18 protein-coding genes and 1 pseudogene are annotated in these 21396 nt (G+C 40.4%); 12 read left to right on the top strand and 7 right to left on the bottom strand.

Annotation, left to right across the window (positions count from 1 at the left end):
- The first annotated feature begins 86 nt into the window (after window positions 1–86).
- The gene (locus tag ACTVAI_RS04365) at window positions 87–833 is read left to right on the top strand and encodes an AzlC family ABC transporter permease (protein ID WP_443485974.1); all 747 of its coding nucleotides are present in this window, start codon (window positions 87–89) and stop codon (window positions 831–833) included.
- Entirely contained in the window at window positions 823–1146 is a 324-nt protein-coding gene (locus ACTVAI_RS04360) for an AzlD domain-containing protein (RefSeq protein ID WP_443485973.1), read from the top strand. The genes ACTVAI_RS04365 and ACTVAI_RS04360 overlap by 11 nt, the downstream gene beginning before the upstream one ends.
- Before the next feature lie 41 nt (window positions 1147–1187).
- Here ACTVAI_RS04360 and fni read toward each other — a convergent pair whose 3' ends face one another.
- The 6 genes from fni to ACTVAI_RS04330 are packed head-to-tail and all read right to left on the bottom strand — an operon-like array spanning window position 1188 to window position 6928.
- Window positions 1188–2249: a type 2 isopentenyl-diphosphate Delta-isomerase gene (gene fni, locus ACTVAI_RS04355; RefSeq protein ID WP_443485972.1), complete on the bottom strand. Its 1062-nt coding sequence runs from the start codon at window positions 2247–2249 to the stop codon at window positions 1188–1190.
- An 11-nt stretch (window positions 2250–2260) separates the two neighbouring features.
- Window positions 2261–3331 carry a phosphomevalonate kinase gene (locus tag ACTVAI_RS04350; RefSeq protein ID WP_443472858.1) on the bottom strand — a complete coding sequence of 357 codons (1071 nt, stop codon included), beginning with the start codon at window positions 3329–3331 and terminating at the stop codon, window positions 2261–2263.
- A gap of 14 nt (window positions 3332–3345) precedes the next feature.
- Entirely contained in the window at window positions 3346–4353 is a 1008-nt protein-coding gene (mvaD, locus tag ACTVAI_RS04345; protein WP_443485971.1) for a diphosphomevalonate decarboxylase, read from the bottom strand.
- Entirely contained in the window at window positions 4350–5300 is a 951-nt protein-coding gene (gene mvk, locus ACTVAI_RS04340) for a mevalonate kinase (RefSeq protein ID WP_443472860.1), read from the bottom strand. Before mvk ends, mvaD begins: the two co-directional genes overlap by 4 nt.
- A 28-nt stretch (window positions 5301–5328) precedes the next feature.
- Window positions 5329–6684 (bottom strand): tripartite tricarboxylate transporter permease, encoded by a 1356-nt coding sequence (locus ACTVAI_RS04335; protein WP_443472861.1) that lies wholly within the window; start codon window positions 6682–6684, stop codon window positions 5329–5331.
- 1 nt (window position 6685) lies between these two features.
- A complete protein-coding gene (locus ACTVAI_RS04330; RefSeq protein ID WP_443472862.1) occupies window positions 6686–6928 on the bottom strand; it encodes a hypothetical protein in 243 nt (80 codons plus the stop codon).
- A 232-nt stretch (window positions 6929–7160) separates the two neighbouring features.
- On the opposite strand from ACTVAI_RS04330, the gene coaA reads away from it, so the two are divergent.
- The 9 genes from coaA to ACTVAI_RS04285 all read left to right on the top strand — a co-directional run bounded on the left by coaA (window position 7161) and on the right by ACTVAI_RS04285 (window position 17525).
- Entirely contained in the window at window positions 7161–8084 is a 924-nt protein-coding gene (gene coaA / locus ACTVAI_RS04325; RefSeq protein ID WP_443472863.1) for a type I pantothenate kinase, read from the top strand.
- 18 nt (window positions 8085–8102) lie between these two features.
- Window positions 8103–9656, top strand: a complete 1554-nt coding sequence (gene guaA / locus ACTVAI_RS04320) for a glutamine-hydrolyzing GMP synthase (protein WP_443472864.1) — start codon at window positions 8103–8105, stop codon at window positions 9654–9656.
- A gap of 472 nt (window positions 9657–10128) precedes the next feature.
- Window positions 10129–10902, top strand: coding sequence for an adenosylmethionine decarboxylase (gene speD, locus ACTVAI_RS04315; protein ID WP_443485970.1), 774 nt, complete (start codon window positions 10129–10131; stop codon window positions 10900–10902).
- Window position 10903: 1 nt separating this feature from the next.
- A complete protein-coding gene (locus ACTVAI_RS04310; RefSeq protein WP_443472866.1) occupies window positions 10904–12361 on the top strand; it encodes an aminotransferase class I/II-fold pyridoxal phosphate-dependent enzyme in 1458 nt (485 codons plus the stop codon).
- A 2-nt stretch (window positions 12362–12363) separates the two neighbouring features.
- Window positions 12364–13215, top strand: coding sequence for a polyamine aminopropyltransferase (gene speE / locus ACTVAI_RS04305; protein ID WP_443485969.1), 852 nt, complete (start codon window positions 12364–12366; stop codon window positions 13213–13215).
- Complete coding sequence (gene speB, locus ACTVAI_RS04300; protein WP_443485968.1) at window positions 13205–14071, top strand: agmatinase; 867 nt, start codon at window positions 13205–13207, stop codon at window positions 14069–14071. The genes speE and speB overlap by 11 nt, the downstream gene beginning before the upstream one ends.
- Window positions 14071–15273 carry a saccharopine dehydrogenase family protein gene (locus tag ACTVAI_RS04295; RefSeq protein WP_443485967.1) on the top strand — a complete coding sequence of 401 codons (1203 nt, stop codon included), beginning with the start codon at window positions 14071–14073 and terminating at the stop codon, window positions 15271–15273. Before speB ends, ACTVAI_RS04295 begins: the two co-directional genes overlap by 1 nt.
- Entirely contained in the window at window positions 15273–16409 is a 1137-nt protein-coding gene (gene nspC / locus ACTVAI_RS04290) for a carboxynorspermidine decarboxylase (RefSeq protein ID WP_443485966.1), read from the top strand. Before ACTVAI_RS04295 ends, nspC begins: the two co-directional genes overlap by 1 nt.
- 159 nt (window positions 16410–16568) lie before the next feature.
- On the top strand, window positions 16569–17525 hold the full coding sequence (locus ACTVAI_RS04285; RefSeq protein ID WP_443485965.1) for an NAD(P)-dependent oxidoreductase: 957 nt from the start codon (window positions 16569–16571) through the stop codon (window positions 17523–17525).
- Window positions 17526–17571: 46 nt separating this feature from the next.
- On the opposite strand, the pseudogene ACTVAI_RS04280 reads toward ACTVAI_RS04285, so the two are convergent.
- Window positions 17572–17777, bottom strand: a pseudogene (locus ACTVAI_RS04280) (IS30 family transposase); the annotation flags it as partial.
- A 1024-nt stretch (window positions 17778–18801) separates the two neighbouring features.
- Between ACTVAI_RS04280 and cas3 the strand changes: the two are divergent.
- Window positions 18802–21252, top strand: coding sequence for a CRISPR-associated helicase Cas3' (cas3, locus tag ACTVAI_RS04275; protein ID WP_443485964.1), 2451 nt, complete (start codon window positions 18802–18804; stop codon window positions 21250–21252).
- Window positions 21253–21396: the final 144 nt, after the last annotated feature.

Below are 21396 nucleotides of genomic sequence, written 5' to 3'. Positions count from 1 at the left end.
TATCCCACATCCTTTCCTAACTCAATTGTAAGAGATTACAGTTGAAAAGTAAAAAAACAGCTCTATTAAATGGATGATAATATGTTATGATAGAAATATTAAATTTTAATGAGGAGGTTATCACTTTGAAAAAAGAGGAGTGGCTAGCCGGAATAAAAACTATTTTTCCAGTTAGCATCAGTTATATTCCTTTGGGATTAGCATGTGGCATTGTTCTTCAACAATCCGGTTTTAATGCAATAGCAGTTTTTTTGGCTAGTTTGCTTGTTTATGGAGGGGCTTCTCAATTTTTGATTGCTTCCATGACTTTGAGCGGAGCAGCCGTTTTTGAAATCATAACAATGGTATTTTTTATTAATCTAAGGCATTTATTAATGAGTTCCACCTTTGCACAGAGGCTGAATAAAGAATCAACACTTTTCAATATGATGTTTGCCCACGTGATAACTGATGAATCTTTTGCGGTTAATACGCTCAAATTCAAGTTGGATCCAAAATGGACGCCACAAAAAGGAGTTGCCGCGAGTATTACGGCTTGGTTGGCTTGGGTGGTAAGTACAGTCGCTGGTTCGCTACTAGGTAATGCATTCGAAGTTTCAACGGTTGTCATGACGTATGTCTTAACTGCGATGTTTATATATTTATTGGTTTCTCAAATGGAGAATAAAATCATGGTTTGGACCGGGTTGTTTGGACTCGTTATTGCGGTTTTGATGAAGATGTTGCTACAAAATGGAATTGCTATTTTAATTGCTTCCATATTGGCTTCTTTGTTTGGTCTTGCACTGGAAATCATTAAGAACCGAAAGGAGGGTATCGTTCATGAGTCGTGATATCCTTATTATTATTTTGGGATCGGCCATCGTAACCTATCTCCCGCGTTTTCTACCGATACTAGCTTTTAAAGATGCACAATTACCGACTTGGTTCCAGAAATGGATGGGGTATCTACCTATTTCAATTTTTGCTGCCCTTATTGCAACGGATGTATTTTTTTGGGAAGATTATTTAAACCTTGATAGCTTGTCTAATCTAAAACTTATTCCCTCCGTCGTAACAGTCATCATAGCTTATAAAACCAAAAGCATGATTTATTCTATCTTGGGTGGCGTTTTGTCAATTGCCTTATTGGTCTGGCTTACTTAAATACAAAAAAACGCGAACCGCTTTATGAGGTTCGCGTTTTCTTAATTTGAGCGTTTACTGAACTTGCGATAATCAATACCGCGCATATCGCACCAATCGATAATATCTCTTTGGAAGATTAAATCAGTTTTTTGTAATTCTTTAACTGAAGTTTTGCCTAACAAAGTCATGATGGCAATCATCTTTTCTTTCCAGGCTTCCACTGTTTCAATTGTTTTTTCTGGGCCGTCATTTACGACCATATGGAGAAATTGTCCAGATAGACCAACAGCTTCTGCACCCAAACTCAATGCTTTAATAATATCGTAAGGGGACTTAACGCCACCAGAAGCAAGGAGATGAACATCATCAGCCATGTCATGTGCTTCTAGTAAGGAAATCACTGTGGATTGGCCCCAATTTTCTAAATCATCGTAGGAGAAAGTGGTACGGCGCGCATTTTCGATGGCTGCGAAGTTTGTTCCGCCACGGCCGGAAACATCCACCCATTCAACACCAACGTTAATTAATTGTTGAACGGTCTCACGGCTCATTCCGAAACCAACTTCCTTGACCATAACAGGAACACCAACGTTCGCAACGATTTGCTCGATTTGGTTTAGCCACATTGAAAGGTCCCGATCTCCTTCGGGCATGACCAATTCCTGAGGTGCGTTTACATGAATTTGTAAGGCGTTTGCCTCCAGGATGGCAACTGCTCGTTTGGCATTTTCGACCGAATGATGTGCCCCCACGTTAGCCAATACGAAGCCATTCGGGTTTACTTCGCGAATAACCCGGAAGCTATCAGATAATTCCGGATGTTTAATGGCGGCACTCACTGAACCTGAAGCCATCACTAAATTTAACTCTTTGGCCACTTCAGCCAGTCGCGCATTGATGTCTTTGGTTTTATCACTTCCACCAGTCATCCCATTGATGTAAAAGGGAAGGGGCATGTCATGCCCGAGCATATGTGAAGCCAAAGAAACATCATCTGTTTTAATTTGTGGAAATGAGTGATGAACGAACCGTATTTTCTGGAAATCTGATTGACTGGCAGTTTGATATTGCTTCTCCGCCAATTCAACATGCTCGTCTTTACGTTTTGAATCGATGTTCATGTAGAACCCCCTTAATCTTCTTGATAAACTTCTAATGGCAATGGATGAATTCCATCTGCTTCCCACTCACTGAACAACAGTGGTATCGCTCCTGGGTTATCAATTAATACAATTCCACAGTCACCGCCCCCAGCACCGGAACTTTTGGAAGCTCCGCCAAATTTCTCAGCGGTTTCGATTAATTTCTCCAACAAAGGAGTTTCGATGGAAATACCCGTTTTTTCCGCTAAAGAGCGCAAGAGAGCACGGTTTTTGCGAATCCCATCTTTAATGGCGCTGACATTACTTTGGTCAAATGCCTCAATTAATTTTTGAACAACACTTTTACTTTCACGTAAAAATTGTGGAAAAAAATCCGCCATATCTTGACGTTTATTGTTTACCTTATCGACCAAGTGCGCAGTAGAAGCAGGGCTCGCAGTCCATCCTATCAGCAATTTTAAACTTGTGGGTACTGATAGCCGACGAATCATCAAATCCGGCCAATCCATTGCTAATAATTCTGTAAGTGTGACTTCTTCTAATTTTTGCTTCACCCATTCTCGATCGAAACAAGTATAAGCAATCCAGCCTGTATAACAGCTTGCAGCAATATCCCCGAAAGAACCATTGCTCTTAACAGAAAGATGGGCCAAACTTGCTAATTTGTAGACGAATTCCGGAGTGAATGGAACGCCATAAAATTTCAAGAGTGCTTTAATGGTAGCTACCGTTACAGCACCACTAGAACCAAGTCCGTATTTTTTTCCCTTGGCGTTATCCAATTCACTTTCGACCGAAAGGTGGAAAAAGACTAATTCCTTTTGTTGCTCTTTTATATATTCTTCGGTTACTTTCACTGCCTGTGTAATATAAATAAAAGGATTTTCACGTTCATCGATATAAAGTGCGCCATCTTGCCTTGTCCACGGAACAGGCAATCCACCATTCAACGTGGAGTGAATCGACCCTTCACCGATTGCTTCCTCTAAAGAGACCGTTATAAATTGGTTAACGGCTACAAGGATAGCAGGGTGAGCATTTGTTACGACGGCATATTCACCTGCAATAAATAATTTCCCCGGTGCACTAGCTTTTATCAATGTTCTCTTCCTTTCTACGTGAGCGACCAATCATACTCAGCAGCTTCTTCAGGAGTTAAGGAACGAATTCCCTTTCCCGGACCGCTGATTAATAATTGTTCGGTTGAAAAATACGCAGTTAGTTTTTCTTTAATTTTTTCAGCTTCTGACAAACGGCATAATACCTTCACGTTTGGACCAGCATCCATGGTAACATAACATAAAATCCCTTGTTCCCGCAACTCTCGAACCGCTTGTATCGCTTTTATACTATCCGGTTCAAAGTAAATAATAGGGGTCGCTGCGCCCATCATTGACCCATGCATTTTCATTGCGCTGTGTTCCGTGATTTGGCCTAATTTCTCAAAATCTTGTACCTGGATCGCTTTTTTTATGGCGACTAAATCTTTTTCTGCAGATTCTACCCAAGCTGGATAGAAGGGGGAGGTTTCAACCGTTTGTTTCATTCCTAAGCGGCTGGATATTTTTTTTGCAGATTTATTGACTGCGACGATAACCATACCGATATCCCAATCAGCATCATCTACAGGAATAGCCATTGAATCCTTTGAAGAGGATCCTTTTTGCCATTCGACGAAACCGCCAAACAAACTGCGGGTTGCACTTCCAGAGCCACGTCTGGCAAAAGTAGATAATGTCTGCAGATCCATGTTTAATCCCATGGCCATATTTAGTGCACCTGCTAATGCAGCAAAAGCAGATGCTGACGAGGCGAGGCCAGCTGCGGTGGGGACGTGGTTCACACTATCAACATGGATGAATTCATTCCTATTCGCTTCTTTACGAAACAAATCCAGGAAATGTGATATTTTAGCCGTTTCTTTTTCTGACTGCAGCTGTCCATTCAATCTGAATTGATCTTCGGTGAAAGCATCTGAAATTTCAACAAATGTATCGGTATACAAACCGTCCAAAGTTAATGACAGACTGCTATTCATGGGGAGGAAAAGTTCTTCATCTGCTTTTCCCCAATATTTGATCAGGGCGATGTTGGTATGTGCTCTTACTGCGGCTTTACTCACACAGTCACCTCCTGATTTAAATAAGTAATCCAGGTCTTAACAGCACCTTTTTCTTCCAAAATACGAGCGATGTTTTTTGCTTCCGCTTCAGTAGCTGCTAGGGCGATCATACAACCACCGCGGCCACCACCCGTTAATTTAGAACCGAGAGCACCCGCTGATTTTGCTGCAGCCACTAACTGGTCTAATTCTTTACTGGATACCCCAAGATCATTTAATAGGAGATGAGCGTTATCCATTGCTTCACCTAATTTTTGTGGCTGGTTTGTTTCTAGATAATGTTTGGCTTTTTCTGCCAATTTGCCTAATTGGTGAATTTCATTTTCCGTCTGTAACTTGGTGTCTGTGTTAAGACGTTCAGCAATACTTCCAACTGCAGCTTTCGTTTGACCGGTAACTCCCGTATCGCCCACAATTAAGTAGCCATCTAGTTGTAATTCAAATTCCGTAAAAGGTTGCCCTTTGCGATAGAATACAGGGTGCTCACCACTTGTGGTTACAGCGTCCAGACCACTCGGATTTCCGTGCGCAACTTTTTCAGAAACATCTACTAATTTTAATAGTGTCTCGTGTGTTAAATCTTTATCGAAATAATTGTAAATAGCACGTGTAACAGCTACTGAAACGGCTGCACTCGAACCCATGCCTCTTTCTGGAGGAATGGAGCTTGAAATTGAAATAGCTAAAGCTTCTTTTTCTTTACCAATGCTTTTCAGGGCCGTCTCAATAGCCGTTTTTAAACTTTGAAGAATTTCAGGCATATCTTCTGCTATCCCGCTGTAATAAGAGCAATCAATAATTGTCGCGTCAGTTGCAGGTGCAACCGTTGCAACAACTTCGACAGCTGGAAAGGGAAGAGCGATTGAAGGTTCCCCATAGACAACCGCGTGTTCGCCCATGAGAATTATTTTTCCATGGGACAAACCTTTTGCGTGTTTTTCATACATGTGACATCTTCCTTTAACTTAAAATTTGTTAGCGCATAAACCATGACAAAATAAATGGCGCAGCATATAACGTCATGAATTGAATCCCATAGTTCATGCCGAGGCGATTCAGATTCCCACAGATAAAACCAATTAGCATAACCCCGAAAACATTCAATAATCCAGCATCCATATAAGCCAATAGGAGTACCAAGCCAATAAACAGACCAAGCACGGCCTCATGGGGAATCTTAGTCAAGACAAATGTTGTGATTTGGGTTGCATAGCGTAAAGATAGATAATAAACCAAACCGATAGAAAGGCCGGCACCTAAAAGAATCGCCAGCGTGAATTCACCTTGTGTCAGTGTGTGGTGGATATTGTTTTCCATTGAGAATACAGGTGGGGCAGTGAACAACGCGCCACCAGGTCCAATCGCAGCTGGGGATAACGGAATTCCCAAAGCAACCACACAAATGATAATTCCCGACAAATAGGTTGACTGCGCTAAAGCACTCATTGTAATAATGGATGTACTTGCTTTTTCCAAAGAATCTTTTTTCCGTTTTCCTACTATTTCACCAAATAAAATAATGATGCCAACAGGACTTAGAACAAATAGGAAAGTTGAAAATAAAGAAGATAAGGCCGCGCTGATGGACTCATCTTTTTTAATAATTTTGAAGGGATTAAAGGTTAATCCAGCATTTGATAATGATGGGATCAATGTTTCTTTGAGCGAACTTGTTTCAGCACCCTCACGTGTTGTTTTCGTTAGGAATGAAAGTAGACTCACTAATAAGGGTCCTACTGTGATGCCCAGGAAAAATGAAGTCGTCACATTTTTATCTGGTGATACTATCCCCAAGTCCCAGTAAATGGTACGCAAGCTTTGAAACAACATAGCCAAAGGAATGATCATGGCAATTGATAGAAGCTTTGCTTTTCCCATTAAAGATAGGAAAATGGCACCAATCACGAACAATATGCTTGCGTATTGTTTGATGATTTCAGCATGTGGCGCAATGAGGTTCGCAATCAATAAGCTGGTCGGAACGGCTATTGCAACCCCAATCAATGACCCAGCAGCAGATTTACGAATGTTCTCATGGGTCAAACCAGCTTTTTTCATGGTCATCGCATGCTCAATCATTGGCGTTGATAAAACACCGCCCGGCAAACCAACGACCAATGTTGGCATGGCATTCATCAAATTCAAAGATATAATCGCCGATATAAAGAAAGTCAGGACCACAATAGGGTGGACGCCAGACAGAACAACCGCCAAAGTTATAGGCATCAACACTGCAGTTTCATCCGTGCCAGGTATAAACCCGATGATTGTATATAGAATAGTCGCTCCAATTGAAGCAAGTATCATCTGAAATAATACGATCATATCCATTCTATTTTCCCTCCCGATTTTTACTTTGTTGGATATCTCGTTTGGGCTTAATCGTAATGGAGTTAATTACCATAGCCAATACAGCACCGCCCAGACCAAAAAACAACTGTCTAGTCGTATCACCAGATGGCGCAACAAAATAGCCGACCATTGTTAGCCCGCCTGATAGGATAATAGCTTGGATCAAGTCCTTGGAGCTGACCAAGTCTCCCCAAAGTTCAAGATATTTTTGTTTATTATTCAATATCATCTCCACCGCTTCTTAATATTCTGTTTTTATATCCTAATTCTAGCAAAGAACAACACAAAGTAAACAAAACTTGTACTAATTTAAGAAAACTTAACCGCAATATTGGGAAAATTTAATATAAAAAACTTGTGTATGAAAAAGTAGGAGATTGACTAAAGTTTATAGTTTTTATATCCCAATCTATGATACAATAAGCAAAAATTCAAATTGCCGGAAAGGATTCAGGATGATTCCAAATAGTAATTATTACCAAATCAATCGTAATGAGTGGAAAAACTTTCATCAAGAAGATGTGCCAATTTTGTCGGAAGACAAACTGGAAAGTCTTATTTCATTGAATGATAAGTTGTCACTCGCTGACGTGAAAGACATTTACTTGCCATTGGTCGAGGTAATTGATCTGTATGCAAAAAATTATCGTAATCTAAGACGAGTGAAAAGTTTGTTTCTAGATCGCCCATATGAACCAGCTCCGATGATTATTGGCGTTTCTGGTAGTGTAGCTGTAGGAAAGAGTACAACTGCCCGTGTGTTACAAAATTTGCTTGGAAAATTCTACCCTGACAAGACAATTGGGATGTTGACAACAGACGGCTTTCTCTATCCCAATGCTGAATTGATCAAGCGGGGTATTTTGAATCGTAAAGGGTTTCCAGAAAGTTATGATATGGAGAAATTGATTCAGTTTCTTTTAGATGTTAAAATAGGTAAGCCCAACGTCAAGTACCCGGTTTATTCTCACCGAATTTATGACGTCATTTCTGATGAATTCAATGTTATTCACGAACCCGATATTTTAATTGTGGAGGGAATAAATGTTCTTCAACTTCCTTCCAATCAACAAATCTATGCGAGCGATTTTTTTGATTTTTCCATCTACGTGGATGCTGAAGTCGAGAATATCGAAAAATGGTACATTGAAAGGTTCGAAATGTTGATGGATTTGGCCCAAGGGCAACCGGATAATTATTACTATAATTATGCCATTGGCGATAGGGAAGAAGCAATTGCAATGGCTCGTGGTGTTTGGAAAAGTGTGAACTTGAAAAACTTACAAGAGTTTATTGCACCAACCATGACCCGAGCAGATTTGATTATCCATAAAACAGATAACCATCATATTGATTATTTGAATATTAAAAAGTATTAACTGGAGGGAAACATATTCATGACTACAGAAATTAGCAGTGTTGAAAAAATAATTGTATTGGACTTTGGAAGCCAGTATAACCAACTGTTGACACGTCGTATCCGCGAATTCGGCGTTTATTCAGAGTTACTGTCTCATAAGACAAGTGCTGAAAAAATCATGGCATTAGGAAACGTGAAAGGGATTATTTTCTCAGGCGGACCGAATAGTGTCTATGCAGAAGGTTCATTTGCAGTCGATCCTGCAATCTATGATTTAGGATTGCCGATACTGGGCGTTTGTTATGGTATGCAATTAATGACTACTCAATTTGGTGGAACAGTAGAGAAAGCTGCTAAACGTGAATATGGTAAATCAGATATTGAAATTTTACGGACGACTGATCCACTATTTTCGGGGTTAGAACGAACTGAAACTGTTTTGATGAGCCATGGTGATTTGATTACCGATATTCCTGTTGGTTTTGAAGTTACTGCTACAAATGCGCAGTGTCCAGTAGCGGCATTCTCGAATGTAGAACGTCAATTTTATGGCGTTCAATTCCATCCAGAAGTACGCCATTCTATTCATGGCAACGAAATGTTGCGTAATTTCGCGTTTGACATTTGTGGCTGTAAAGGCGATTGGTCTATGGCTAATTTTATCGATTTCGAAGTAGATAAAATTCGCGAAACAGTTGGGGACAAGAAGGTGCTCTTGGCGCTTTCTGGTGGTGTGGATTCCTCAGTAGTTGGGGTATTGTTACACAGTGCGATTGGAGACCAATTGACATGTATTTTTGTTGACCACGGTTTATTGCGCAAGGGCGAAGCAGAAGCGGTAATGGAAAGTCTTTCTGGTAAATTTGGATTGAACATCATTAAAGTGGATGCCAAAGACCGCTTCATGTCTAAATTGGCAGGCGTTGCTGATCCAGAGAAAAAACGTAAAATTATCGGTTCTGAATTCATCAATGTATTTGATGATGAAGCAACTAAACTTGATGGTATTGAATTCTTGGCTCAAGGAACAATCTATTCTGATGTCATCGAGAGCGGTACTGATACAGCGCAAACTATCAAGTCTCACCATAACGTGGGTGGTTTGCCAGAAGATATGCAATTTAAATTAATCGAACCTTTGAATACCTTGTTCAAGGATGAAGTTCGTGCGCTTGGTATTGAATTAGGTATGCCTGAAAGTCTCGTTTGGCGTCAACCATTCCCAGGACCAGGTCTAGGGATTCGTGTCCTTGGTGAAATCACGGAAGAAAAATTGGAAATCGTTCGCGAGTCTGATTTCATTCTTCGGGAAGAAATCAAGAATGCTGGTTTAGACCGCGATGTTTGGCAATATTTCACAGTTCTGCCAGGTATCAGAAGTGTTGGCGTGATGGGCGATGGCCGTACTTATGACTACACTATTGGTATTCGTGCAGTAAACTCAGTAGACGGTATGACATCAGAGTGGGCACGTATCCCTTACGAAGTATTGGATCTTATCTCACGCCGTATCGTTAACGAAGTAAAACACGTTAACCGTATCGTGTATGATATTACGAGCAAGCCACCAGCAACCATCGAGTGGGAATAATTAAAGATATACAAAAACAGAGAGCATTGGCTCTCTGTTTTTTTATTTGGAATTTTCAGAAATCCTTACAAAAAATAAAAAAATGTATTGCAATCCCCCAAAAAAAATGTAAAATAAAAACTCGAGATTAGGAAATTAATCTCCCAAGAATTTTTGACCATTTCGTAAGAAATTATAGCCATACGGACAGCTCGGTCAAATGCCGGTTAACGGCAACTTCTGTTGCCTTATTGAACTTTTATAAGTTGGTTACTATAAACCGTGTGCTGCTAGCATACCCACTTGTGAAATCAATAAGAGTAGTAAAAGTAATTCTTGCTATATAGACTCTGATCCCAAATATAACGACACGCATATTTTCTGCCTGTCGGTCTATTTGTGAAATGTTGAAACGGATAACACAAGTGTGAACGGTACTTTACCAGCGCACTTGTGTTTTTTTATGTAAAAATTTTGTGGATGGAGTAGTGAGATGGACCAGAAATTAAAGCTGTATGGATTCAATAATTTAACAAAGTCATTAAGTTTTAATATCTATGACGTTTGTTACGCAAAAACCGAACGCGAACAACGCGACTATATCGCTTATATTGATGAACAATATAACTCAGAGCGTTTGACACATATTTTGACTCAGCTGACAGAGATGATTGGTGCAACCGTTTTGAATATCTCGAAGCAGGATTATGACCCGCAAGGCGCGAGTGTCACAATTCTGGTTGCTGAAGAGAGCATGCGGGCAAATATGGATGGCGAAACAATTGTCGGGCACCTTGATAAGAGCCACGTGACAGTCCACACCTATCCGGAATTTCATCCGGAAAAAAGTATTGCTACTTTCCGAGTGGATATTGATGTTGCCACATGCGGTGAAATCACTCCGCTCAGTACGTTGGATTTTTTAATCGGTAGCTTTGATTCTGACATCATCACCATGGATTATAAAGTCAGAGGATTCACAAGAGATGTAACCGGTCAAAAACTATATATCGACCACAAAATAACTTCAATCCAGGACTATATCGACGATGAAATCCTGCAAAAATATGACACAGTTGATGTGAATGTCTATCAAAATAATATTTTCCACACCAAAATGTTGGTTAAAGAAATGGATTTACAAAATTATTTATTCAAATCCGATGTTTATGAAATTGATCCAAAAAAACGCATGGAAATTATGACCAATTTGCGCCAGGAAATGATAGAAATTTTTAGTGGCAGCAACATTTATTTAGGAGGTTGAAATGTACAAACTTGACCAATCACGAGCACCGATCATGGAAGCTCTAAACGAAATGAAGCATAATCGCTTAGTCCCATTCGATGTTCCCGGGCACAAACGTGGCCGAGGCAATCCCGAATTGACAAAGTTCTTGGGTGAGAAAACCATGAGCATTGATGTCAACTCGATGAAGGCACTTGATAACTTGACTCATCCGGTCTCGGTTATTCATGAATCCGAAAAACTGGCAGCCGATGCATTTGGGGCAGCCCATGCTTTCTTGATGGTGGGGGGTACAACTTCGTCTGTTCAAGCCATGGTTTTTGCGGCCACAAAACGTGGCGAAAAAATCATTTTGCCACGTAATGTCCATCGCTCTGTGATCAATGCCATGGTGTTGAATGGTGCTGAGCCCGTTTATGTGAACCCTGGTACCAATAAACGTTTGGGAATATCTTTAGGGATGGCGGTTGAAGACGTAAAAAAAGCGATTGAAGCACATCCGGATGCAAAAGCCGTTTTTGTCAACAATCCGACCTATTACGGCATTTGCTCCAACTTGAAGGAAATTACCGACTATGCGCACAGCAAAGGAATGTTGGTTTTGGTGGATGAGGCGCACGGCACCCATTTTTATTTCAGTGATAAACTCCCTGCAACAGCTATGGAGGTAGGGGCGGACATGGCCAGCGTATCGATGCATAAATCGGGCGGGTCGTTGACACAAAGCTCCTTCTTATTGATTGGTGAAAAAATGAATGTCGGTCATGTACGCCAGACCATCAACTTGACCCAGACAACAAGTGGTTCCTATCTGCTGATGTCAAGTCTGGATTTATCCCGTAAAAATCTGGCTCTGAACGGTCAGGGGATTTTTGATAAAGTGCTTGAACTTGTCGAATATGCCCGCAAAGAAATCAACGAAATTGGTGATTACTACGCATACTCCGACGAAATTATCGATGGTGACACCATTTATGATTTTGACCGCACCAAGCTATCCATCAACACGTTTGAGACCGGATTGGCCGGTGTTGAAGTGTATGACTTGCTGCGGGATGAATATGACATACAGGCCGAATTCGGAGATATGGGCAACCTGTTGGCTTATGTTTCAGTTGGGGACCGGGAACGCGATTTAGAGCGTTTAGTCGGTGCTTTGTCTGAAATCCGCCGTCGTTACAAAAAAGATAAAGCGGGTATGATTGACCATGACTATATCAATCCGATCGTGAAGACCACCCCACAAGTAGCTTTCTATGCCGATAAAATCGTTTCTTTACCTTTAGCCGAAACAGTCGGACGGGTCTGCAATGAATTTGTGATGGCTTATCCGCCCGGAATACCAGTCTTGGCTCCAGGAGAAGAAATTACCCAAGAAATTGTTGATTATATCGTCTATGCCAAAGCAAAAGGTTGTTTTATGACCGGTGCAGAAGATATGAATATTGAACGTCTGAATGTGTTGGAGGAGGTATGAGAATGGATTTATGGTACAACGAGTTTCATACGAAAAACGTAAAATTATCAATTAAAGTGGACCAACAGTTGTATAGCGGTCAAAGTGAATTTCAACGCATTGATGTCTTTCATTCACCGGAATTCGGACGTTTTTTGACCTTGGATGGATTCATGATGTTAACGGAAAAAGATGAATTTATTTATCACGAAATGATTGTCCATGTACCGATGGCAGTAAATCCTGCTATTAAAAAAGTACTGGTCATCGGTGCCGGCGATGGTGGGGTTATTCGCGAATTAACGCGCTATGAAACAATCGAACATATCGATATGGTTGAAATCGACGAAGAAGTTGTGGACGTATGTGTAAAATATTTGCCACAAACGGCCTGTGCTTTTGATGATCCCCGGGTCCATTTACACTTTCAAGACGGCTTGAAGTTCGTGCGGAAGTTTGAAAATGAATATGATTTGATTGTTGTCGATTCGACAGATCCGTTTGGACCGGGCGAAGGGTTATTTACAAAAGAATTTTATGGCAATTGTTTCAAAGCCCTGAATGAAGCGGGTATCATGGTGAATCAACATGAGAGTCCCTTTTACCAAAATGATGCCATTGCCATGCAACGTGCACATAAACGCATCATAGAATCTTTTCCGATTGCTAAAGTCTATCAAGCACATATTCCTACTTATCCTTCCGGGCACTGGTTGTTTGGATTTGCATCTAAATCTTTCCATCCGTTGAAAGATTTGGATGGCGCAAAATGGGATGCATTGGGACTAAAAACGAAATATTATAATCCGGCTCTGCACTGCGGTTCGTTTGCATTGCCGAACTATGTGGAGGACTTATTGACAGATGTTGAATAGAAATATCGAAACCTTTATTGGTTGTGAAAGTGAATACTCAGAAGCAGAACTTGTCATTTTCGGTGCTCCTTATGACAGTACGACATCCTATCGTCCGGGTACTCGCTTTGCCGGAAAGGAAATGCGTTCTGAGAGTTTTGGTATCGAAACGTACAGTCCTTATCAGGATAAGGATTTGTTGGATATCCATGTATTTGATGGTGGTGAATTAGAATTACCATTTGGTGGACCTGAACGAGCATTGGATATGATTACGGATTATACGGCCCGTATATTGGTGGATGGCAAGCTGCCGGTCATGATCGGAGGCGAGCACTTGGTTACCTTGGGAGCGGTGCGTGCTGTTGCGGAAAAATACCCGGATTTGCATATTATCCAGTTTGATGCCCATGCCGATTTGCGAGATGATTATTTGGGACAACAGTTGTCCCATGCGTGCGTCATCCATCGTTGCTGGGATATTATCGGGGATGGCCGCATTTTCCAATTCGGGATTCGTTCCGGTGACCGCAGTGAATTTGAATGGGGTAAGGACCATGTCTACACGGAAAAATTCACTTTGGATACTTTGGAAGATATCGTTTCCCAGTTGGAAGGGAAACCCGTTTATTTGACGATTGATTTTGATGTGCTAGATCCTTCCGTTTTCCCTGGAACGGGAACACCGGAAGCAGGTGGCATTACCTTCAATGAATTGTTAAAAGGAATTTTGACAGTGGCGCCGTTGAACATAGTTGGGGCAGACATCAATGAATTATCACCAAAACTGGATGCAAGTGGGGCCTCCACTGCAACGGCATGTAAAACGTTACGTGAGTTACTACTCGCTTTAAATACAAATAAGGAGATGAAATAATGGGTAAATGTATGATTATCGGTGCAGGCGGCGTTGCTTCTGTAGCAGCGCACAAATGTGCACAAAACAGTGAAGTATTTGAGGAAATTATGATTGCAAGCCGCACAAAATCAAAGTGCGACAAAATCAAAGCAGATTTAGAAGGTAAAACAAAAACCGTTATCCACACAGCACAAGTGGATGCGGATAACGTTGATGAATTGGTCACATTGATCAATGAATTCCAACCTGAAGTTGTCTTGAACTTGGCATTACCATATCAAGATTTAACGATCATGGAAGCCTGTTTACAAACGAAGACCCATTATGTGGATACAGCAAATTATGAACCTACCGATATAGCGAAATTTGAATACAAATGGCAATGGGAATACAAAAAACGCTTCGAAGAAGCGGGCATTACGGCTTTGTTGGGAAGTGGCTTTGACCCTGGTGTAACGGGAGTGTTCTCTGCTTATGCGATGAAACATTATTTCGATGAAATCAACTACATCGATATCTTGGACTGTAACGGTGGCGACCATGGTTATCCATTCGCGACCAACTTCAACCCAGAAATTAATATCCGCGAAGTCAGTGCAAATGGTAGTTATTGGGAGAATGGTGAGTGGGTTGAAACTGAACCAATGGAAATTAAGCGTAGCTACAATTTCGACCAGGTCGGTGAAAAAGATATGTACCTCTTACACCATGAAGAACTAGAATCGCTGGCTTTAAATATCAAAGGCATCAAGCGAATCCGCTTCTTCATGACTTTCGGAGAAAGTTATTTGACACATCTAAAATGTTTGGAAAATGTTGGCATGACGAGTATTGAGCCCATCGAATTCGAAGGCAAACAGATTGTGCCATTGCAATTTTTGAAAGCTGTCTTGCCTGATCCAGCTTCTTTGGGACCTCGCACGAAAGGGAAGACCAACATTGGTTGCATCATGCAAGGGAAAAAAGATGGCAAAGATGTTACTTACTACGTGTACAATGTTTGCGACCATGAAGAAGCTTATAAAGAAGTTGGTTCGCAAGCAGTCAGCTATACAACTGGTGTACCGGCAATGATTGGCGCCATGATGATTATGACTGGTACTTGGCAAGGCGCCGGTGTTTATAACATCGAGGAATTTAATCCAGATCCATTCATGGATGCCTTGAACAAGTGGGGTCTGCCATGGCAAGAAGATTTCAATCCGGTGTTGGTTGATTAATGAACCGACTAGATATATTACAACAAGTTCAAACGCCAAGTTATGTCATTGACGAACAGAAGTTAATCGATAACTTGACCATTCTACGCGGCTTGGAAGAGCGGACCGGCTGCCACGTTTTGTTGGCACAAAAAGCTTACTCCGCCTTTGCCACATACCCGCTGATTCGCCGATACATTAGTGGTGCAACTGCTAGCGGGTTGTACGAAGCGCGTTTGGGACATGAAGAGATGCAGGGTGAGAATCACATTTTCGCCCCAGCCTATATGGAACATGAATTTGATGAAATTTTGGAAATTTGTGATCATATTGTTTTCAATAGCTTTGCCCAATGGGAGAAATACAAGAACAAAATCAAAGGGAAAGCAAGCTGCGGGATTCGTATCAATCCTGAACATTCCACCCAGGGTAATCACGCTTTATATGACCCCTGTGCACCCTGGTCTCGGTTTGGCGTAACAATTGATAATTTTAGAGAAGATTCACTGGATGGAATAGAAGGTCTCCACTTCCATACCTTATGCGAACAGGATTCAGAAGATTTAGAATCAACGCTGGATATCATCATTGAAAAATTTGGTAAGTATTTACCCCAAATGAAATGGATCAATTTCGGGGGCGGACACCATATAACCCGCGATGGATATGATATTGAAAAGTTGGAGCGTTGCATTAAACGCATGCAAAATGAATTTGGGCTGGAAGTCTATATAGAGCCTGGAGAAGCAATTGCCCTTAATGCAGGCTACCTGGTTTCTTCCTTATTAGAAGTCGTCCACAATGATATCAATATCGGGATTTTGGATACATCCGCAACTTGTCACATGCCTGATGTCCTGGAAGTTCCTTACCGTCCGGTCATTATTGACAGTGGGGAAATCGGAGAAAAAACTTACTCTTATCGCTTTGGCGGTAATACCTGTTTGACAGGAGACATCATTGGGGATTACTCCTTCGATGAACCTTTGAAGGTCGGCGACAAATTCGTCTTTACCGACATGGCCATTTACTCGATGGTTAAAAACAATACCTTCAATGGTATCGCCTTGCCCTCCATTCGTTTGTTGAAAACAGATGGTACAGTCCAAACAATCAAAGAATTCGGTTATGAGGAATTCAAAGAAAGATTGTCTTAATAAATGAACCAGTTCCGGGAATTCCTGGGCTGGTTTTTTTGCATATACCATGTTTATCCGAAAAGAATTACGATTGTCATCAACCTTGGGAGTTATCGCGCTTGCAAAAAAAGGGAAACTTGCGGACAATGGAAGTAGTACGTTGAAAGGGTGGATGGAATGATTATTAAATTATTAGAACCATTACGTGTTTCAAAGGAAATGATTGATGAACTGGCAAAGCCTCTCATTGATATGGGGCATGAGTTTGTCTACTATGATAATAAAACAACAGATACAAAAGAATTAATAGAGCGCAGTAAGGATGCGGATATTGTCATGATTGCCAATAACCCTTATCCGGCTGAGGTTATTGAAGCATCTAATAATCTAAAACTTATCAACGTTGCTTTCACAGGTGTGGATCACGTTGATGCAAAAACTGCAAAAGATAAAGAAATTAAAATTGCCAATGCGGCAGGCTATTCGGTTCAATCTGTTCCGGAACTCGCTATTGGCTTGACGTTGGATGTTTATCGTGGACTTACCGCAGGGGATGCAGCCATTCGCCAAGCAAATTTCCCGGGACCTTTCCAAGGTCGTGAAATCAAAGGGAAAACAATCGGTATCATCGGGACAGGGCAACTAGGAACGAAAACAGCGGAACTTTATAAGGCCTTCGGAGGAACACTGATAGGCTATAACCGCACCGAGCATGAAGAGGCGAAACAATTAGGTTTGACTTATCACGACTTGGAGACTGTAATGGCAGAAAGTGACATCATTTCCGTTCATTTGCCATTGACGGAGGACACACGCGGTATTATCTCTAAAGAAATGATTTCCAAAATGAAAAAGACTGCAATCATTATCAACACTGCTAGAGGTCCAGTTATTGATAATAAAGCCCTTGCTGAGGCTTTAAATGCGGGTGCTATTGCTGGGGCAGGTATTGATGTGTTTGATATGGAACCGCCTCTACCGTTGGATTATCCATTATTGGATGCCAAAAATGCTGTATTAGCGCCTCATGTTGGTTTCCTGACTGATGAAGCCATGGTACTGAGGGCGCAAATCGTTTTTGAAAATGCCTTGGCGTTTTTAAAAGGTGAGCCTCGAAACATCGTAAATATTTAGAAATATTTGATAAAGCATGATTGACTTTTTTATAATGTTTGATTTGTCAGTGTAAGCTAGACAAAATGGATTCATTTAGGTAACTCAAAAAATAACTCTAGCGGTGTCTGGTAAGCCAAGAATTTCGCGCTGGATATTGTTTCGCTCGTTGGAGACCTAAGAAACTGACGCTTGATCGACTTGATTGAAGTCCATTTCTTTTTGCAGCAAGCCCTTGGAGTTTTCGTTCAGGGCGCGCTTTAAGGGTGGTCCCAGAAGCTCGGTACTTCAGTGTGCCGATTTAATTCACCGCTATTCACTTACCTACATTAGAACCACCACGTTCATTGACTATAAGAAAAGCAAAAATAGCTTTGGAAAAATAACACGAACTGGCCAAAATATAGAAGGGGTTAAGTGAGCCCCGCCAATAGATTGATTATCCCATAATCCGTTATTTGGCCTTTAGTTGGACAGAAACAATACAGAGAAGGAACAGTCACCTGCGGAGGTGGTTGTTCCTTCTCTGTATTTTGATAAGTCACAATACAGAAATCCCAACTATTTATCGCATAGTCTGCAGAGCGGTAGCGAAATCCAAAATAGGAGGAAGCTGGGCTAAGTCCATCATTCATTCGGATTGCATCAGATCGTTTACACCTAATTCAAGCACGATTTTTTTCTTTTCAGCGGGTTTGTACTAAAGTAATTCACTTTAGTTCCATTTAGAATGTGGCTGCGTACTATAGTTTTCCAACATATAGTGGTTGACATGGTTTATTGCATACCTATGCCAACGGAACAAATGAGTGCTTTAGGTCATAAAATGCGCACAATCATTGTCGTTATGCATCGGTGTAACTACAGTAAAAACTCAACAAACCATCCGTAGAATCACACTCGTTCAAAGCAGACTGGAATCTTCTGGAAAATTAGCATTTCAATGTCTGAATGAGTATTACTCAGATTCCGAGAGAGGATATTTGACATATTCTATTTTTGATTCCCTAAAGTCGAAAAGAGTGTAGTGCAAAATTTAAATATTTCGATTAAAACATTCAGAAAAGCGATTAGAAGTTAGTCTGCTGTAGGGCTAGTGTATATGGTTAAGGAAATGAAGTTCAGAATAAAAATACGATAACTATGATTTTTTGACAATTTTTAATGAAAAATGATTGTAATAAGATGTAAAAAACTATATCATTAATGCATAAATATTAATTAATTAAATTTAGGAATATTTAATTAATTTAAATAATCGATAGAAAACTTACAATACAGATTGGTGGCTATGTTAATGGAATCGATTGCACACATCAGAAAGTCCGATAATAAAATCCAAACCGTTGAGCAGCATCTTCTGGAAGTCAAAAAATTGGCAGAATCGTATGGAGAGCGTGTTAATGTGGCACATGTAACAGGATTAGCAGGAATGCTTCACGACTTGGGGAAATTCACAGAAGAATTTTCAACTTATATTAAGAAGGCTGTAGAAAATCCGGATAACCCACCGAAACGTGGAAGTGTAGATCATTCTACTGCTGGAGGAATGTTTCTTTACGAATTACTGCATAAAAACGGTTCTTCCACAAATGAAAAAATCCTTGCTGAATTGGTTGGTAATGCAATCATTTCCCATCATGGATTTTTAAAAGACTTCAATAATCCGTCACTTGATTCCAAATACTTGAGCAGGGTAAATAAAGAAGAAAAAAAAGATGTTTATGTAAATTACGAAGAATTTAGCGGCTACTTCTACAGTAAAGTTATGGATGAGTCGTCTTTTGCGAATTATATCAATAAAGCTGTAGCTGAAATTGGAGAGTACATAATACAATCTACCCCAGTACCTTTACGGACTAGTTTGTATTATTTGACTACTTTTATTTTCAGTGCCTTGGTGGATGCAGATCGAACTAACACGCGGCTATTTGAAGAGGGAAATGAGCATATTGGAAAAAATACACATGATTTGTTCGAATTATATAATACGAAATTAGAGATGCATTTAATCGGCTTACAGCAACCACATGCTTCAAGAACAGCTATCAATCAGTTGCGAATGGACATGTCAGAGGAATGCAAGAAGTTCGCAAAAAATGAAAGTGGAATCTACTCGTTATCGATTCCAACCGGCGGCGGAAAAACGTTGGCGAGCCTCAGATACGCTCTCAACCACGCATTAGAGCATGGCAAAGAAAGAATCATCTATGTGATACCTTACACCTCCATCATCGATCAGAATGCTAAACTGGTTAAAGCAATACTTGATGATGATACTAACATCATTGAACACCATTCCAACGTTGACTTCGGGTCGTCGAATGAAAAAGAACAGGATGATGAACTTGATGAAATGCTGATGAACAAAAGAGAGAAAATAAGATTAGCAACTGACAACTGGGATGCTCCTATCATTTTTACTACGATGGTACAGTACTTGAATGCCTTTTATGCGAAGGGAAACAGACACACCAGAAGATTACATAATCTCACGAATGCTGTCATCATTTTTGATGAGGTTCAAAAAGTTCCATCTAAGTGTCTTTCGCTATTCTCTGAGTCAGTTAATTTTCTGGATAAGATGGGGAATTCATCCATTCTGTTGTGCACAGCTACGCAACCAGGGCTAGAGTCCATAAAACGAAAAATCTGTGTGAAAGATGAAATTGTCAACAATTTACCGGAAGTGGTAAAAGCTTTTAAAAGAACTGAAATAATAGACAAAGTAAAAGAAGGTAAGATGAGCAAAGAGGATTTGACAATTTTTGTGGAAGGGCTAATGCAAGAAAATCAGAGTTTACTCATCATTTTGAACACAAAAAAAGCTGCAAAGGATCTGTTTATTTTACTTGATGCGATGATTGCTGATACGAATGTCTATCATCTGAGTACATCCATGTGTGCAAAACACAGGACTGCTATACTGGAGAAAGTTAAAGATGACCTCTATCATCAAAAGAAGACTATTTGCGTGAGTACACAATTGATTGAAGCGGGCGTGGATATAAGCTTCGAATGCGCAATCAGGTCGATTGCGGGAATAGATTCGATTGCTCAAGCCGCAGGAAGATGCAATAGAAACGCAGAAAAAAATATTGGGCAGGTTTATGTAATTGATTACGGAGAAGAAAAAATAGGCAGCTTAATCGAAATCGAAAAAGGTCAGAAGGTTACCAGACAAAAATTATTGGATTTGGAGAAAGAACACGAAGATAATAGAACCGATTTACTGTCACCTGATGTGATCAAGTTGTATTTTGAAAAATATTACAACGAAATCGAGTCATTGATTGATTATCCACTTCAAATTATTGGCGGGAATACGAGATCAACAATGGTGAAAGTCTTGCTGGAGTGTCCTTTTCAAAAGGCATATATGGGAAAATCTAAAGAGAATTTTAACAATGTGACTTTGCTGCAAGCTGCTCATACATACGCGGCCGAACAATTTTATGTAATTGATGAAAATACAAAGCCTATCATTGTTCCTTTTGAAGATGAGGGCAGAGAGCTGATAGCTGATCTAAATCGGCGACATGGGATAGCAGATTTGACCGGTCTGTTAAAGAAGGCACAACAATACACGGTCAATGTTTATGCGAATGATTTCGCGAAGCTGAAAGAAAGTGGAGCATTGCAATATCTCTATGATGGCTCCATATATACAATCCTTCCAACTGCATACAATGAATTCTATGGGATCGATTATGAGAACAACAGTAAAATGCAGGACTGCCAAATTTAAAAAAAACGATTTATTGCATAGCCAAAAGAAAAAGGCTTATCCACAAAAGGATAAGCCCAACTCTTATAACACATATTACATTTTTCAATCCACGCATTAAGCGACAAGTACATTATAGCATATTATTTTCTCACGTTAAAATAA

Source organism: Jeotgalibaca sp. A127, from assembly GCF_052266745.1.
Lineage (GTDB): Bacteria > Bacillota > Bacilli > Lactobacillales > Aerococcaceae > Jeotgalibaca.
Note: the sequence above shows the minus strand (reverse complement) of the source record. Positions and strands in the feature narration are given on the sequence as shown.

Bases quoted from the DNA above. Each gene is read 5' to 3' on its own strand.
- ACTVAI_RS04365 (WP_443485974.1), top strand. From the start codon at position 87: ATGATAGAAATATTAAATTTTAATGAGGAGGTTATCACTTTGAAAAAA.
- cas3 (WP_443485964.1), top strand. From the start codon at position 18,802: ATGGAATCGATTGCACACATCAGAAAGTCCGATAATAAAATCCAAACC.
- nspC (WP_443485966.1), top strand. From the start codon at position 15,273: ATGAACCGACTAGATATATTACAACAAGTTCAAACGCCAAGTTATGTC.
- coaA (WP_443472863.1), top strand. From the start codon at position 7,161: ATGATTCCAAATAGTAATTATTACCAAATCAATCGTAATGAGTGGAAA.
- ACTVAI_RS04310 (WP_443472866.1), top strand. From the start codon at position 10,904: ATGTACAAACTTGACCAATCACGAGCACCGATCATGGAAGCTCTAAAC.
- ACTVAI_RS04335 (WP_443472861.1), bottom strand. From the start codon at position 6,684: ATGGATATGATCGTATTATTTCAGATGATACTTGCTTCAATTGGAGCG.
- ACTVAI_RS04285 (WP_443485965.1), top strand. From the start codon at position 16,569: ATGATTATTAAATTATTAGAACCATTACGTGTTTCAAAGGAAATGATT.
- speB (WP_443485968.1), top strand. From the start codon at position 13,205: ATGTTGAATAGAAATATCGAAACCTTTATTGGTTGTGAAAGTGAATAC.
- guaA (WP_443472864.1), top strand. From the start codon at position 8,103: ATGACTACAGAAATTAGCAGTGTTGAAAAAATAATTGTATTGGACTTT.
- speD (WP_443485970.1), top strand. From the start codon at position 10,129: ATGGACCAGAAATTAAAGCTGTATGGATTCAATAATTTAACAAAGTCA.
- fni (WP_443485972.1), bottom strand. From the start codon at position 2,249: ATGAACATCGATTCAAAACGTAAAGACGAGCATGTTGAATTGGCGGAG.
- mvk (WP_443472860.1), bottom strand. From the start codon at position 5,300: ATGTATGAAAAACACGCAAAAGGTTTGTCCCATGGAAAAATAATTCTC.
- ACTVAI_RS04295 (WP_443485967.1), top strand. From the start codon at position 14,071: ATGGGTAAATGTATGATTATCGGTGCAGGCGGCGTTGCTTCTGTAGCA.
- speE (WP_443485969.1), top strand. From the start codon at position 12,364: ATGGATTTATGGTACAACGAGTTTCATACGAAAAACGTAAAATTATCA.
- ACTVAI_RS04360 (WP_443485973.1), top strand. From the start codon at position 823: ATGAGTCGTGATATCCTTATTATTATTTTGGGATCGGCCATCGTAACC.